This window comes from Clostridium folliculivorans (assembly GCF_024341905.1).
GTDB classification, from domain to species: domain Bacteria; phylum Bacillota; class Clostridia; order Clostridiales; family Clostridiaceae; genus Clostridium_AR; species Clostridium_AR folliculivorans.
The window spans coordinates 875,980-892,050 of the sequence record NZ_BQXY01000001.1; the positions used below are offsets into that span (position 1 = coordinate 875,980).

The following is a 16,071-nucleotide window of genomic DNA, read 5'->3' on the forward strand; positions in this document are numbered from 1 at the left end:
GTACTTTAATAAAGTGTAATTATCTAAAGAATTGATCAACTTCTTCCATATCTATCTTATTAGTATCAGCTCTTAATCCTGCTAAATAAGTTTTAAAAATAGATATAGGTTCTTTTTTTATAACCATTCTTCCTACAGTTTCTATGAGAATATAAAGAGAAAAAATTATCTTATGATAGAATTTTGCGTTTCTTCTCATAAATAGGATTCTGTTTCTATTTAAGAAGAAGTAGCTTAACCCTTTGTACTTAGAAATTGTAGCAGATTGCTTATGATAAATTTTGCTGTCAGTAACACAAATAAGATCGAATCCAGATCTTTTAGCTTTTAAGCAAAATTCAGTTTCTTCAAAGAACAGAAAATACATTTCAGGTATTAATCCTATTTCTTTAAAGATATCTTTTCTAGCAATGAAGCATGCGCCACCAAGATAATCAACTGATAAAGTTTTATCTGTTAAGGAACTGTAAGGGGCGTTTTTTCCTTTTGCTTGTGCGAGGCCCGTGAATAAGTTTATGTTTGCTCCCATGGATTGTATTTTATCTCTTTCGTTAAAATCACAGATACATGGTCCAGCTATTCCGGCGCCCTTGTTTGTTTCCATGTAAGAGATTACTTTTGATAGAAAATCTTTTTCTACCTCTACATCATTATTTAAAATACACACGTAATCAGGATCCTGTTTCAGTGAATATTCTATTCCTATATTGTTGCCATGAGCATATCCTAAGTTTGCAGTATTAGTTAATAGTGTGAACTTGTTAGAACTTTGACTTAATACTTCAACCGAGTTGTCACTTGAATTGTTGTCTACAACAATAACTTTATAATTATCATAATCTATGTTTAGTACACTATCTAAACACCTAAGAGTTTCTTTATAAGAATTAAAATTTAATATTACTATAAATACTAAAGGTTTCTTGTTCATAAAATCTCCTTGCTATTTGTAATTTCATTATATAGATTCATTACTATTTTATCCCAATCATAGTTTTCTTGTATGAGATTTACATTGTTTGATGAAAATCTTTCAATATCTTCATTGGAAATGTAATAAGATAGCTTATTTGCCAAATCTTCAACGTTAGAATCTTTTATTAGACTTCCTCCATTACCTACAACTAGTTCATCTGCAATTCCAACATTAGTAGAAACGATTATATTGCCAAGAGCAGCTGCTTCTATAAGCACAATTCCAAAGCTTTCAAAGTGAGAAGTTAAACAGAAAATTTTTGACTTTCCATAGATATCTATAAGTTCTTTTCTGTCAGATATTGGACCAGTAAGTTTAATTTTATTTATCAAACTTGGATGTTTTTGAATGCAGTTTTCAACAAACTCAGTAAACTTCTCAGTACTCTCGCCCACAAGTATTAAATTCCAAGGTAATTCATTATTATTTTCATTTAATTTAACGAACGCTTCAACTAACATTTCTGAGTTTTTTTCCTCTGCACCCAGTCTTCCAACATGAAGAATATTATTTTCTTTATACTCAAATTTAATGTTTTTTGATTTAAATAAATCGTAGTCTATGCCATTAGGTATGTATTTAAATTTATCTTTAAATTTAGGTAGCAATTGTTGGATTTCATTGAAAAGCTTCTTTTGTTCTACTCCGATTATATCAACTTTCTTAAAAAAGTAATTGAAAAATTTACGCCCTGCAGTACTTAGAGATTTTATTTTGTTTAGTAAATTTTCAGTACAGTCTAATTTAAGAAAGATTTTTCCGTTCCTATTATAATGTTTATAAACTATGGCATATACTACAGATCTCATTGTTACATGAAATAGTTGCAGTACGTCTATGGTTTTAGCATTTTTTCTTATATATAAGGAGCCATCAATAATATCATTATTATGCTTTTTGCTTATAAAATCTAGCTTTAGACCTTTTAAGTCACCATCTATGTAATCATATCTATCATTATTGTAGCAGGCTACATAACTTTCAACAGAATATAATTTATGAAGTTTGTAGGCAATCATTCCTACATCTTTGATTAAATGCACATTTTTTGCTTGGGGAAATAAAACACAATATTTCAAAATTTTCACCTTCTTGTACACAAAATAATTGAGTTATTTACAATTATAATATATATATTACATAATTAAAACTATATTTGGAATGAGAAGAGTTGAGGTGGAAAATTAAAAGTAGCTCTTATGTAGAAAATTATATTAACCATTTGCGAAACTCATTAAAGTACTGGAGTAGTAACTTGTTAATTTCAACATAGTGTTTAAGAGTAGTCAAATTAAATAAACTACTTCTCAATCGGCTTTTTTATTAAAAGCAAATATATTGAAGTAGTTTATCTATAGATGTACCACTTCGAACCGAAATCCATTTTTAAAACTCTCACGGCTTCTGGTGAGAGAATTTAAAAATAATAAGTTTTATTACGAAGTGATACATCCATATAATATTGAAGTGCTAGATAAACTTATAGTCTAATGTAGTATTGAATGAAAAATTTATTTTAAATCATCCAAAGATTTAAACTCATATCCTTGGGACTTCCATTCTTTTAATAGTTCATCTAGTATTTTTGCATTTGTATTTGAAACCGCATGTAAAAGTACTATACACCCATCACTTGTTCTTTCTAAAATTCTTTTCTTAGCAGCTACAGGGTCGGGCTGCTGATCAACTAACCAATCTTTATATGCAAAACTCCAAAATACTGTTTTATAACCTAAATCCTTAGTCTTTGCTAAAGAGGCTTCGCTATATCTACCCATTGGTGGTCTAAAATATAAAGGCATTTTCTTGCCTGTGAGCTTCTCGTACTCCTCTTCAACGTCAGTGAATTCCTTTTTGAATTTTTCAGGATCTGTTACTGAAGCCATAGAAGGATGGTGAGAAGAATGATTGCAAACAAGATGACCTTCTGACTCCATGCGTTTTATTAAATCCGGATTTTGAAGTATATAAGGTTTTACAACGAAAAAAGCTGCAGGAACTTTGTTTTCTTTTAATATATCTAATATTTTACCTGTATTTCCATTTTCGTAACCTTCATCAAAAGTTATATATAATACTTTCTTAGAGGTATCTCCGATATAGTAGCTATCATAATTAAATACAAAGTTTTTAGTTTCTTTCGGAGCGTCAGGGGTGGAATTTTTATTCCATATATAATACCAACTGTATTCTTTGTTACTCAAAGAATGTTCTGTATGAGTATTAAATTTGAAAAAATCGAATTTGCTAAGATCAAAGTTAATATTTGTGGTAGCTATGGATGTAATCAGTGAAATATTTATTAAAGTGTTTTTTAAAAAAGAAAAATTCATTTAAATCACCTCAATTATATTCTTTTCATAAAATTTATAAGGATACTGGTGTTATATAGCCATTAATTCCACATAATATAACTTGTTGAAATGTTGTCTTTACTAAGGTATAATCTTATAAGTGTTATTTAATAGATTAAAGTTACCACTTTATTTCAATTTTGAATTTAATGCCTTATTATTTATGAAATAAAAAACTTCAAATATTTTTAATTAAGGCTTTTCAATATTTAAAACTATTACGTGGTATTAAAGTTAGAAAGGATGTACATAAATGAAATTAGGTATTGTTGGATTACCAAACGTAGGGAAAAGTACTTTGTTTAATGCTATTACTAAAGCAGGAGCTGAATCGGCAAATTATCCATTTTGTACTATAGAACCTAACGTAGGTGTTGTTAGTGTTCCGGATAAAAGATTAGATGTACTACAAGAAATGTATAATTCTAAAAAGAAAGTTTTTACTTCAGTGGAGTTTTATGATATTGCAGGACTAGTAAGAGGAGCAAGTAAAGGTGAAGGACTTGGAAATAAGTTTCTATCTCATATAAGAGAAGTTGAAGCAATTTGTCATGTTGTTAGATGCTTTAATGATGATAATGTTGTTCACGTTGAAGGTTCAGTAGATCCTATAAGAGATATAGAAACAATAAACTTAGAACTTATATTTTCTGATCTAGAAATTCTTGAAAGAAGAATGGAAAAGGCAATGAAACTTGTAAGATCAGGTGATAAAAAAGCAAAAGAAGAATATGCTTTAATGGAAAGAATGAAGGCTCATTTAGAATCAAATAAGCCAGTTAGAACATTAGAAGTTACTGAAGAGGAAAATGAATTTGTTCAATCATTATTTCTAATCAGCTCGAAATCTGTTCTATATGTCTGCAACATATCAGAAGATGATATGATGGAAGGTAACCTTGACAATGAGTATGTGAAGATTGTTAAAGAGCATGCTGCTGGAGAAAATGCAGAAGTAGTTGTTATCTGTGCAAAACTAGAAGAAGAGCTTTCGTCATTAGAAGATGATGAAAAGAAAGAATTATTAGAAGAATACGGTTTAGATCAGGCTGGTTTAGATAAGCTAATAAATGTAAGTTACAGACTACTTGGACTTATTAGTTACTTGACAGCAGGTCCACAAGAAATAAGAGCTTGGACTATTACAACAGGAATGAAGGCACCACAAGCAGCTGGTAAGATACACTCAGATATAGAAAGAGGATTTATCAGAGCTGAAGTGATAGCATTCAATGATTTGGTTAGCTGTGGATCAGAATCGGCAGCTAAAGAAAAAGGACTATACAGATTAGAAGGTAAAGAATATATAGTAAAAGATGGAGACGTTATATTATTTAGATTTAATGTTTAGTCTTGTTTAGTAAACTATAAATTATTTTCCTTATTAATTTTATTATAAAGATTTTGAGTATCTATTAAAGATACCTTAGTTTATAAGTAAAGGGTTCCTTTATTTAAAACTTAAGGTGTCTTTTTTTTATGTTGTTTATGATATCTTTTAAGGGGATAAAGTAAAAAGACAAAATTTATTAGCCTGTGAGTTTTCTCGTATGGATTCGTAAAGGTAGATGCGTAAAAAAACTCGTTAAAGAAGATTGCTTGAATGTTTTTTCTTGTTCCATATTATGGAGGTAAAGGGATGAATAATGTTATAAATGTTGCTTTTTTACCAATAGCATGATAAATAACCAAAAAAAGGATTATATCTGTGACCAAATATTAATTTTATTTTGAAAAAAATTAAAAAATCTATAAAAAAGGAGGGATTTTTAATTTTTTATAGAATAATAGAGTTAAAGTGGTGAAAAGTGGTGTAAAGTGGTGACACTTTCTACATTTATACCTAGTTTGAGGTGTGGGATGTTTATAGGAGAATACCAACATGGATTGGATAATAAAAACAGAATAATCATGCCTTCTAAATTTAGAGAAGAACTAGGCAGTAAATTCATCATGACTAAAGGACTAGATGGATGCTTATACGTTTATCCATTAACAGAGTGGAAGGTGTTAGAAGAAAAACTAAAAAGTCTTCCTCTAACTAATAAAGATGCTAGAGCCTTTGTGCGTTTCTTTTTCTCAGGAGCAACTGAGATTGAAACTGATAAGCAGGGAAGAGGTGTCATTCCTCAAAATCTTATTGAATATGCAGCAATAAATAAGGAAATAGTAAGTATTGGGGTTTTAACTAGAATTGAAATATGGGGAAAAGAAAAGTGGGTAGACTACAATAATTCTGATATAGATTTTGATGCTATAGCGGAAAAGATGAGCGACTTAGGGATATAAGGAGAAACGATATGGAATTTAAGCATGTGTCAGTATTATTAAATGAATGTATAGAAGCTTTAAATATAAAGGAAGATGGAATTTATGTAGATTGTACCTTAGGTGGTGCTGGGCATTCTTCTGAAATAGTAAAAAGATTATCTAGTAAAGGAAGACTTATAGGCATTGATCAAGATAAAGATGCTTTAAGTGCCGCAGGGAAGAGAGTTGAAGAATATGGTGATAGAGTTACACTAGTGCACGATAACTTCTATAACATAGATTCTATACTAACTACTTTAAATATAGAAAAAGTTGATGGAATACTTATGGACTTAGGGGTTTCATCATATCAGCTAGACGCTGGTGAGAGAGGCTTTAGTTATATGCAAGATGCTCCTCTTGATATGAGGATGAATAGAGAAAATAAATTTTCAGCTTATGAAGTAATAAATGGGTATAGCAGTGAGGAATTATTTAAAGTAATAAAAAGATATGGCGAAGAAAATTTTGCTAGTAGAATTGCTAACTTTATTGTAAGAGAGAGGGAGAAGGGGCCTATAGAAACAACATTTCAGTTAGTTGACATAATAAAAGCAGCAATACCTGCTAAGGCTAGAAGAGAAGGGCCTCATCCAGCAAAGAGAACTTTCCAAGCTATAAGAATCGAGGTAAATAAGGAGTTATTTATTCTTGATAAAGCAATTACAGATGGTGTAAGAAGATTAAATGATGGTGGCAGAATGGCTATAATAACTTTCCATTCTCTTGAAGATAGAATAGTAAAAACTGTTTTTAAAGAACTTGAAAATCCATGTACATGTCCTAAGGAATTTCCTATTTGTGTGTGTGGAAAGATTTCAGAGGTGAAAGTATTAACTAGAAAACCTATTGAACCATCAGATGTTGAAGTTGAAGAAAATCCTAGAAGTAGAAGTGCTAAATTAAGGGTTGTACAAAAAAAGTAAAAAAATAGTTATATTATGGTAGGGATGTGAATAAGTTGGTAGTGAAGGAATTCGATTATGTTAACGGTAATACAGCGTTAAATCCGAAAAGAAAGGTCAATGACCCACAAAGAGATAAACAATATGAGGATCTTAAAAAGTCTAAAATCGATAGAGATAGAAGACTGAAGGAAAGACAAAAAAGAAATAGAAGAGCTGCCACTCAGGTTATTGTGATGCTTTTTGTTTTAGGAATTGCAACAATTTGGAGAGATGTGAAGGTCTATACTGTTCAAGCTCAGTTAACTCAAGTAAACTCAGATATAAAGGAGATTGGTGCTGAGAATGAATCGTTAAAGGCTGAAATACTTAAATCTTCTTCGTTAGATACAATTAAAACTACAGCTGAAAGTAAATTAGGAATGATTATCCCAGGGGATGGGGACATCTTAAAAACAAATTCTAACGAAAATTATTTTGCTGCAAACGTAAAGGACAAGCAGGCTACTAATAATGATTGGAGTCTTCTAGCTAAGATTAAAGAATTTTTATTCTAGTAGGATGTACTAATCTAAGCTGTGTTAGGATGTTTAATTTGTTCTTTGAATTTTTAAAATCCATGCTAGATATTTTTGTATAAAATTAGGGTTAATTTATCATCTAAATTAATCTTGGTATATTATATGTTTTGGTAAACTACTTCAAGCGTTAATTGAGTAAGATAGAAATTTTTATAAAGTTTCCTATCTTACTTTAATGATTGAAGTAGTTTATGTTCAAAATAAAAGATTGCTTAATACAAAGAATATTTGAAAGCAGTGTTTATTTGTAAGGGGATATATTTACTAATAAATAATGCAACTGGAAAAATAAAGTTCAATAGAATAGTCAAATGTTAGATAAGTTAATATTAAAGAATGACTTTATTTCTGAATGATCGAGCAATGTTTTGGAGGTATAGTTATTGATTGAGCATAATTACAGGGATAAAGCTACCACTAAGAAGAGAATGTGGATAACAGTAGTTTTTTTAACTATATTATTCTTTGGATTAACTTTAAGATTAGCGTATGTAATGATAGTTAAGAGTAACGAATATTCAACTAAAGCTGTTGAACAATGGACAAGTAAAGTACAAATAGATGCTGTAAGAGGAAAAATTTTAGATCGTAATGGCTCTGAACTGGCTGTTAGCGGTAACGTCTATAGAGTAGACTTTGACTTAAATGCTATTAGAGAGTACTTAAAGAAGCATAAACTTACAAGCCAGGATATTGCTCCTAAAATAGCAACTGCATTAGGGCTTACTGAAAAAGAAATACTAGATAAACTAAATACTAAGCTGCCTAGCGGAGCAGATGCTGGAGCGGCGCATGTGGTTAGAAGAATAGAAAAGGATATTGCTGATAAAGTTAAAGCGCTACAAATAAATGGAGTAATGGTATCTCCTGATACAAAGAGATATTACCCTAACAATAATCTATTATCTCATGTTTTAGGAAATACAAATTCTGATGGTAAAGGACTTAATGGAGTAGAACTTCAATATGACAAAGACCTTTCAGGAACACCAGGAGTGAGAATAGCAGAAATTAACAGGAAGAGTGAAGATTTACCATATACTATTTCAAGTTTCACCGCTCCAATTCCAGGTAAGGATGTAGAGTTAACTATAGATAGGCAAATACAAATGTTTGCAGATAAAGCTGCAGCGCAAGCTTTAAGCGACAATAAAGCAAAGGCAGTAAGTGTTATAGTTATGGATCCTAAAACAGGAGAAGTATTAGCTATGGCAAACAAGCCGGATTTCAATCCTAATACTCCTTACGAAGGAGCTGAAAACTTTGATGGAGCAACAGCTACAGACAAGCTACAGAAAATGTGGAGAAATAGAGCTGTTAGTGACTCCTTTGAACCTGGATCTATATTTAAGGTTTTTACAGCAATAGCTGCTATGGAGGAAGGTGTCGCTGATAAAGGGGAGACATACTCCTGTGCAGGTAGTGTTAGAGTATTAAATAGAATTATAAAGTGTTGGAAAAGAAGTGGACATGGAACAGAGACTTTTGGAGAGATAATAAAAAATTCATGTAATATTGGATTTATAGAAGTAGGTAAGAAGTTAGGTAAGGAAAAATTAGCTGAATATATAAAGAAGTTTGGTTTTGGAGCAAAATCAGGAGTAGACCTTCCTGGTGAGGCTAAGGGCATAACTAAATCAGCTGCAACAATAACTGATATTGACCTTGCAACTATTTCTTTTGGACAAACTAACACAGTAAATCCTATACAATTCATGGCTGCATTTAATGCAATTGCTAACAATGGTACATGGATTCAACCTCATGTGATGAAAGAAATCAGTCATGTGGATGATCAAGGTAAGCAAGTAATTGATAGAAAGTTTAATCCTAAGACACAACAAGTAGCAAGTGCAGAAAAAACAACAAAATTAAGAGATTATCTTGAAAAAGTTGTTTCTGAAGGATCTGGAAAGAGGACATATATTGAAGGTTATCATATTGCCGGTAAAACTGGAACAGCTCAAAAGGTAAATCCAACCAATGGTACTTATGAAAGCGGAAAATATATTTCGTCCTTTGTAGGAATGGCACCAGCTAATGATCCAAAGCTTACTGTTATGGTTTCTATTGATGAAGCTAGTGCAGGGGAGTATTATGGTGGTGTTATAGCTGTACCAGTAGCAAAGATAGTATTTAATGATATATTTAATTATTTAGATCCTTCTGCTATATCAAAGGATACCAGCAGCATTGTAAGTGCTCCTGATGTAATTGTTCCTGAAGTTAGAGGTATGAAAATAGATGAAGCCAAGAAAAAACTTAAAGAAGTAAAGCTAGATTTTGATATAGAGGGACAGGGGGAGTATGTGACAGATATCAAGCCTACACCTGGTTATACAGTAAAGGAAGGCAGTAAGGTCAATCTTTACAGTGGAAGTTCAGGAAATTATAATAAAGATGTTATTGTTCCTGACATAAAAGGCTATACTAAAGAGGGAGCTACTAAAATTCTTGAAAAAGTGGGTCTGAAAGGTAATTTCTCTGGTGAAGGTCTTATGGTTGATGAACAAAGTATTCAGCCAGGAGAAGTTGCGAAAAAAGGAGATTCTATTAGACTTACCTTAAGTGATGATGTAGATGATTAATTAGCATGTGGCTTCTAGCCACATGCTAGTATTTTGTTATATTGCTACGATGTTTGTAGAAGTAGCTTTTAATAAATATTAATTAATATTTGATACTTTAGTATCAGAATGTATATCTATATATCATTTAGGAGGATTTAATAGCATATTATTTAAGGAGATGAGTGGACAATGCTTCTAAGAAACTTATTAAATGAAATAGACTTTGAACTTATAAAAGGAAGTTTGGATCAAAATGTAAATAAGATTACCTATGATAATAGGAAAACTGAAGATGGAGATATATTCTTCTGTATTAAAGGGTTTGCAAGTGATGGACATAAGTTTGCAGACAGTGCTGTAAAAAATGGAGCTAAGGTAGTATTTTGTATGGATGATTTAAGTATTAGTGAAGATATTACTGTGCTTAAGGTAAAAGATACAAGAAAGACCATGGCATTGGTGGCTTCAAATTATTACGAAAAACCTACAGAAAAACTGAAGGTAATCGGCATAACTGGAACAAATGGTAAGACAACCTCTGCTTTTATGACAAAAAAGATTCTTGAAGAAAGTGGTTATAAAGTTGGATTAATAGGAACTATAGCGAACTATATCGGAGATAGAGTGATTAAGACAGAAAGAACTACTCCAGAATCCTTAGAACTTCAAGAGCTTTTCAATGAAATGGTTCGAGAGAAGGTTGAGTATTGTGTTATGGAAGTTTCATCACATGCGTTGGAGCTTGATAGAGTATATGGAGTAAGATTCGCAGGTGCAATATTTTCAAACTTAACAAGAGATCATCTGGATTTTCACAAGACCTTCGAGAATTATTATAATGCTAAATTTAAGCTATTTGAGAGAACAGATAAGGCAGTAATAAATTTAGATGATAATTATGGAAAAAATATAATTGCAGATTTGGAAAGTAAAAATATAAAAACAGATATATTTACCTATGGTATTCATGATAATGCTGATATTAAAGCAAAGGATATTGTTAACTCATCAAAGGGCGTTAAGTTTAATGTAACTTTAGATAATCAAGAATATGAATTTAATCTTCAGATGCCTGGTTTATATAATGTTTATAATGCACTTTCAGTAATAACTTTAACTAAACACTTAGGTATCGAATTGAAATCAATAGTTAAGGGCCTAAATAAGGCAGTTGTTCCAGGAAGATGTGAGAGAACAGCTATTGAATATGATATTCCATATGAAGTAATAATTGATTACGCTCATACTCCAGATGGATTAGAGAACATACTTAAAACTGCTAGAGAGTTTACTACCAGTAGGCTAATATCTGTATTTGGTTGTGGCGGGGATAGAGATAAGGTTAAGAGACCTATGATGGGTAAGATTGGCACAGAACTAAGCGATATCGCTATTGTTACTTCTGATAATCCTAGAAGTGAGGAACCTATATCAATAATAAATGACATTATAGCTGATTTGGATACCACTAGTTATAAAGTTGTTGAAAATAGGAGAGAGGCTATCAAAACTGCACTTGAGATTGGTAAGGCTGGAGATGTAATAGTAATTGCAGGTAAAGGACACGAAAATTATCAAATTTTAAAAGATAAAACCATTCATTTTGATGAGAGGGAAGTAGTGATAGAAATATTAGAGCAATTAGGAGTGAAAAAATGTTAGACTTAACCTTAGAAGAAATCATAAAAGCTGTAGATGGTAATTTTATCACAACAAATAAAAATGAACATTTTGAAAAAGTTAGTACAGATACAAGAAAAATTGAAAAAGATAGTATATTCTTTGCACTTAGAGGCGAGAATTTTAATGGTAATAACTATATAAAAGAAGCAATTGATAAAGGCGCAAGTGTTTGCATAGTAGATGAAAATAAAGAAGAATTTTTAGGCTACGAAGCAAATGTTATAAAAGTAGAAGATTCAAAAAAGGCTCTTCAAAAACTTGCAAAATATTATAGAGAAAAATTAGGACTAAAGGTTATTGGGATTACTGGCTCAAATGGTAAGACATCAAGTAAAGATATCTTAGCGGCGATACTAGGTGAAAAGTACTCTGTATTTAAGACTAAAGGTAATTTTAATAATGATATAGGATTGCCACTTATGATACTTGAACTTGATAGAACTGTGGATGTTGCAGTGTTAGAGATGGGGATGAGTAATCTAAATGAAATTCACCTTCTTGCAGATATAGCGAGACCTGATATTGCAATAATAACTAATATAGGATTGTCGCATATAGAAAACCTCAAGACTAGAGAAAACATTTTAAAAGCAAAGATGGAAATAGTTGATTATTTCAATGAGGAAAATACTTTAATTATTAATGGTGATGATGATCTTCTAAATGGTGTAACTAGCAATATATATAAAGTTGTTAAAACAGGTTTAGATGATTCTAACAACATCACTGCTGTTAATGTAGTTTTATTAAAAAATCATAGTGAATTTGAAGTGAACTTTCAAGGACAAAAAGGCTCATTTGATTTACCAATGCTTGGAAAACATAGCGTACAAAATTGCTTGCTTTGCATTGCAGCAGGAAACTTACTTGGTTTGTCGCTAGATGAAATGAATAATGGATTAAGAAATATACAATCAACTTCAATGAGGTTGGAGATAATTGAAACAAATAAAATTACTATTGTTAATGATTGCTATAATGCAAGCCCATCATCTATGAAAGCCGCTATAGATGTTATGAAAAACATAGATGGATGTAGAAAGATTGCTATACTTGGAACTATGAGAGAGCTTGGCGATGAATCACTAAATGCGCATATAGATACTGGAGTGTATGCAAAAAATAATGGAATTGACCTACTATTATGTTGCGGTGATTACTCAGATGGTTTTAAAACAGGTTTTTCAGATGAAGGGTGTATAGTTTTTCAATCAAAGGAACAATTAATTAAAGCGTTGGAAGAATTAATTAAAGAAAAAGATGTTGTTCTTGTAAAAGCATCGAGAAGTATGAAGTTTGAAGAAATAGTCAACGAGCTTAAAAAAATGAATCTATAACCAAGGAGGTGAGCTGTCTAATATAGACGGCAATATATGGGAAATTTAGCTAATACAGCGTTAATAATATCGATTTTAATAAGTTTTATTGTGGCATCAATAATAGGTCCAGTTATAATACCTCTTTTACATAGGCTTAAATTTGGACAAAATATAAGAGAAGATGGTCCGAGAAGTCATTTGAAAAAGGCAGGAACACCAACAATTGGAGGAATAATATTTATATTAGCCACATTAATTACCATGCTTGTCATGATACCTAGTTTTACTGATGAGTCTATGGTAGTGTTATATGCATTCATCGCCTTTGGTTTTGTAGGCTTTTTGGATGACCTATTGAAGATTATTCATAGGAATAACTTAGGATTAAGAGCGTGGCAGAAGATGGTGCTGCTTCTTATAGTTTCTGGTGCATTAGCTTATTATGCGTATGTAAGCATAGGAACTTCAATAAATGTACCATTTTCTAGACAACAATGGGAGATGGGATGGTTATTCATACCTTTTATAATAATATATTTTGCAGCAACGACTAATGCAGTAAATCTTACAGATGGATTGGATGGACTAGCAACTTCAATAACTATATTAGTAATGACTTTCCTATCTATCTTAAGTTTAAATATGGGGCATTATAGACTTTCTATATTCTGTGTTGCGCTAGCTGGAGCTTTACTTGGATTTTTAAGATTCAATGCATTTCCGGCCAGAATATTTATGGGAGATACAGGTTCTCTTGCTTTAGGAGGGGCTGTAGCTGCTATAGCAATGATGCTTAAAATGGAACTTGTTATAATAATTGTAGGTGGAATTTATGTTTTAGAAACTCTTTCCGTTATAATTCAGGTTGCATCTTTTAAGCTAACTGGAAAAAGAGTATTTAAGATGGCTCCGATTCATCATCACTTTGAGCAGTTAGGATGGAGTGAAACAAAGATTGTTTCAGCATTCTCAATTTGCACCCTTTTACTTTGTCTTATTGCCTTTTTGTCTTTGTAGTAATAATAGGAGGAATTTGAATGAAAAAAAACAAGCCTAAAATGGGACAAATCGATTATGTAATGTTTTATACGATTTTCTTCCTGTTGGCGATTGGTGTAGTAATGGTATATAGTGCTAGCTCATACTATGCAATGTATAAGAATAATGATAGTATGTTCTTTTTAAAGAAGCAACTACAGTGGTCTGTTCTAGGCATCGCAGTTATGTTTTTTATGATGTCTGTTGATTATCATAAGATTAAGAAATATACAAGAATAATGATGATTATATCTTTACCTTTGCTAGTAGCTGTATTTTTCTCACCAGATGTAAATGGTGCAAAAAGATGGATACAACTAGGGCCACTAGGGCAGTTTCAGCCTTCGGAGTTGGTTAAGTATGTTGTTGTTCTGTTTATGGCAACCAGTATGGAGAAAAAAGGAGAGAAGATGAAAAACTTCAAAGAAGGTGTGTTGCCTTACTTGATAGTATCAGGTTTCTTTGCAGGAATGATTCTTTTAGAGAAGAACCTAAGTATCGCATCTGTAATAATGATAGTTACGCTTATAGTAATGTTCGTTGCAGGTGCAAAATCTACTACCCTTGGATTTGGAGTAGTGCCAGCTATGTTTGCGGCAGCGACATTCTTTATATTTAGTGAAGATTATAGAAAGAGAAGACTTCTAAACTTCCTGAATCCATGGCAAGATCCTGCTGGTGATGGCTATCAGCTAATTCAATCCTTTTATGCACTTGGTGCAGGGGGAGTTACTGGACTTGGCATTGGTCAATCAAGACAAAAGACTTTGTATATGCCTGAACCACATAATGACTTTATATTTGCTATAATAGGAGAAGAGTTAGGACTTATAGGCTGTGCACTAATAATACTTCTATTCATTATCTTTGTATTTAGAGGAATCAGAATTGCTATGAGTGCTAAAGATGCCTTTGGAACTTTGTTAGCAACAGGAATAACTTCTATAGTTGCAGTTCAGGCTATAATCAATATAGCTGTTGTAACTGGATCAATGCCTGTTACTGGAGTGCCATTACCGTTCATAAGTTATGGAGGAAGTTCTCTGGTCATTAATATGGCCGCCATGGGGGTACTGCTGAATATATCGAGACAAGTAGAGAAAAAGAGAGCAATATAAATTTGTTATGAATTGGTGCATCTGGGGATGTGTCAATTTAAACAGAAACAATTTTCAAAATTCTCACGGCTTTTTGTGAAAAAAATTGAAAATATAAATTTATTATGAAATATCACATCAATAAATAGACAAATTAAATTGAATAATATAAAATAAAATAGCTGAGCCTATGAACGGCCAGCTTTTTGTTTTGATATATTAATTTTGAAATGTACCACTTCAATTTGAAAATATAAATTTTAATATGAAGTGGTACATCCATATTAATTAATTGAAAAATCACACGATAATAAAAATAAAGTTTATACTTATTTAAAACAATTAAGAGTAATATATTTACATAATAAACAATATCTTTTAATAATTTTGTAATGAAAAAGCAAAGATATAATGTTATTATATAAAATGTAATATAACCATATTTTTAGTAATTATATCAAAAGTTAAGAAGGTATAATATGAATAATGAAATAAATGAATATATAAAAAAACACAAAAGGAAAAAAGTTAGAAAAAAATTAGTTTTATTTTTTATTTTCTTCTTTTCTATAACTATTCTTATATTATTGAAGGCTCCATTTTTTAATATAGCTGATATTAAAGTTGAAAATAATAAGATAATAGATAGCAAAGATATTATAAGTAGATCAGAGTTATTCGGGAAAAATATTTTTTACATAAACCAAAAAGATGTTAGTTACAAAATCACAGAAAATCCTTATATAGAGCAAGTTAATCTGAAAAGAGTATTTCCCAATGGAATCATTATAAATGTGGTCGAAAGAAAAGCGGTATATTTTGTAAAGAGTTCAGATGGGATATATGTACTAAATCATGAACTGAAGATTCTAGAAAAAAGAGCTAGTATAGATGGATTAAATCTTACTGAACTTACAGGGGTTTCTCCAACCTCTACAGATGTAGGGACGTACTTGACTAGTGATGAGAAAATAAAAAGAATAGCAACCAATATAGGAAAACTTCTAGAAGAAAATAAGAGTGATGTAAAATTTAATTTAGCGAATTTAGAAAGTACCACTTCATTATATATGTTAGTAGGAGACGTAAAGTTGCTGTTAGGTAATGACGAAAATCTAGAAACAAAATTAAATAATTGTATAGGAATATTAAAGGATAGTAGTAAGGGACTTACAAAAGGCTATATAGATGTTAGTTTTAATGGAGATCCAGTATATAAAAATGAATAAGGAGGAAGT

The 16,071-nt window shown here is 31.2% G+C and carries 13 protein-coding genes; 10 read left to right on the top strand and 3 right to left on the bottom strand.

Translation table 11 applies throughout. The features are described from left to right. Positions 1-19: 19 nt before the first annotated feature. The 3 genes from OCU55_RS03840 to pdaA form a co-directional block, all read right to left on the bottom strand. Positions 20-931: a glycosyltransferase family 2 protein gene (locus tag OCU55_RS03840; protein ID WP_261850980.1), complete on the bottom strand. Its 912-nt coding sequence runs from the start codon at positions 929-931 to the stop codon at positions 20-22. Then, positions 928-2,055 carry a glycosyltransferase family 4 protein gene (locus OCU55_RS03845; RefSeq protein WP_261850981.1) on the bottom strand — a complete coding sequence of 376 codons (1,128 nt, stop codon included), beginning with the start codon at positions 2,053-2,055 and terminating at the stop codon, positions 928-930. The genes OCU55_RS03840 and OCU55_RS03845 overlap by 4 nt, the downstream gene beginning before the upstream one ends. A gap of 432 nt (positions 2,056-2,487) precedes the next feature. Next, a complete protein-coding gene (gene pdaA, locus OCU55_RS03850; protein ID WP_261850982.1) occupies positions 2,488-3,309 on the bottom strand; it encodes a delta-lactam-biosynthetic de-N-acetylase in 822 nt (273 codons plus the stop codon). Between the two features lie 274 nt (positions 3,310-3,583). Between pdaA and ychF the strand changes: the two genes are divergently transcribed. The 10 genes from ychF (at position 3,584) to OCU55_RS03900 (ending at position 16,062) form a co-directional block, all read left to right on the top strand. Next, a complete protein-coding gene (ychF, locus tag OCU55_RS03855) occupies positions 3,584-4,681 on the top strand; it encodes a redox-regulated ATPase YchF (protein ID WP_261850983.1) in 1,098 nt (365 codons plus the stop codon). Positions 4,682-5,190: 509 nt separating this feature from the next. After that, on the top strand, positions 5,191-5,619 hold the full coding sequence (mraZ, locus tag OCU55_RS03860) for a division/cell wall cluster transcriptional repressor MraZ (RefSeq protein ID WP_261850984.1): 429 nt from the start codon (positions 5,191-5,193) through the stop codon (positions 5,617-5,619). Between the two features lie 11 nt (positions 5,620-5,630). Continuing rightward, on the top strand, positions 5,631-6,566 hold the full coding sequence (gene rsmH, locus OCU55_RS03865) for a 16S rRNA (cytosine(1402)-N(4))-methyltransferase RsmH (RefSeq protein ID WP_261850985.1): 936 nt from the start codon (positions 5,631-5,633) through the stop codon (positions 6,564-6,566). A 41-nt stretch (positions 6,567-6,607) separates the two neighbouring features. After that, positions 6,608-7,102 (top strand): septum formation initiator family protein, encoded by a 495-nt coding sequence (locus OCU55_RS03870; RefSeq protein ID WP_261851505.1) that lies wholly within the window; start codon positions 6,608-6,610, stop codon positions 7,100-7,102. Positions 7,103-7,509: 407 nt separating this feature from the next. Beyond that, on the top strand, positions 7,510-9,714 hold the full coding sequence (locus OCU55_RS03875; RefSeq protein WP_261850986.1) for a stage V sporulation protein D: 2,205 nt from the start codon (positions 7,510-7,512) through the stop codon (positions 9,712-9,714). Between the two features lie 171 nt (positions 9,715-9,885). Then, entirely contained in the window at positions 9,886-11,358 is a 1,473-nt protein-coding gene (locus OCU55_RS03880) for a UDP-N-acetylmuramoyl-L-alanyl-D-glutamate--2,6-diaminopimelate ligase (protein ID WP_261850987.1), read from the top strand. Then, positions 11,352-12,716: a UDP-N-acetylmuramoyl-tripeptide--D-alanyl-D-alanine ligase gene (locus OCU55_RS03885; RefSeq protein ID WP_261850988.1), complete on the top strand. Its 1,365-nt coding sequence runs from the start codon at positions 11,352-11,354 to the stop codon at positions 12,714-12,716. Before OCU55_RS03880 ends, OCU55_RS03885 begins: the two co-directional genes overlap by 7 nt. A 36-nt stretch (positions 12,717-12,752) precedes the next feature. Then, positions 12,753-13,715 carry a phospho-N-acetylmuramoyl-pentapeptide-transferase gene (gene mraY / locus OCU55_RS03890; protein ID WP_261850989.1) on the top strand — a complete coding sequence of 321 codons (963 nt, stop codon included), beginning with the start codon at positions 12,753-12,755 and terminating at the stop codon, positions 13,713-13,715. Between the two features lie 20 nt (positions 13,716-13,735). Beyond that, positions 13,736-14,854, top strand: a complete 1,119-nt coding sequence (spoVE, locus tag OCU55_RS03895) for a stage V sporulation protein E (protein ID WP_261850990.1) — start codon at positions 13,736-13,738, stop codon at positions 14,852-14,854. A gap of 458 nt (positions 14,855-15,312) precedes the next feature. After that, a complete protein-coding gene (locus tag OCU55_RS03900; protein WP_261850991.1) occupies positions 15,313-16,062 on the top strand; it encodes a cell division protein FtsQ/DivIB in 750 nt (249 codons plus the stop codon). Positions 16,063-16,071 lie beyond the last annotated feature (9 nt).

Coding starts and splice junctions, on each gene's coding strand:
- mraY (WP_261850989.1), top strand. CDS start 12,753: ATGGGAAATTTAGCTAATACAGCGTTAATAATATCGATTTTAATAAGT.
- OCU55_RS03880 (WP_261850987.1), top strand. CDS start 9,886: ATGCTTCTAAGAAACTTATTAAATGAAATAGACTTTGAACTTATAAAA.
- OCU55_RS03840 (WP_261850980.1), bottom strand. CDS start 931: ATGAACAAGAAACCTTTAGTATTTATAGTAATATTAAATTTTAATTCT.
- mraZ (WP_261850984.1), top strand. CDS start 5,191: ATGTTTATAGGAGAATACCAACATGGATTGGATAATAAAAACAGAATA.
- pdaA (WP_261850982.1), bottom strand. CDS start 3,309: ATGAATTTTTCTTTTTTAAAAAACACTTTAATAAATATTTCACTGATT.
- ychF (WP_261850983.1), top strand. CDS start 3,584: ATGAAATTAGGTATTGTTGGATTACCAAACGTAGGGAAAAGTACTTTG.
- spoVE (WP_261850990.1), top strand. CDS start 13,736: ATGAAAAAAAACAAGCCTAAAATGGGACAAATCGATTATGTAATGTTT.
- rsmH (WP_261850985.1), top strand. CDS start 5,631: ATGGAATTTAAGCATGTGTCAGTATTATTAAATGAATGTATAGAAGCT.
- OCU55_RS03900 (WP_261850991.1), top strand. CDS start 15,313: ATGAATAATGAAATAAATGAATATATAAAAAAACACAAAAGGAAAAAA.
- OCU55_RS03885 (WP_261850988.1), top strand. CDS start 11,352: ATGTTAGACTTAACCTTAGAAGAAATCATAAAAGCTGTAGATGGTAAT.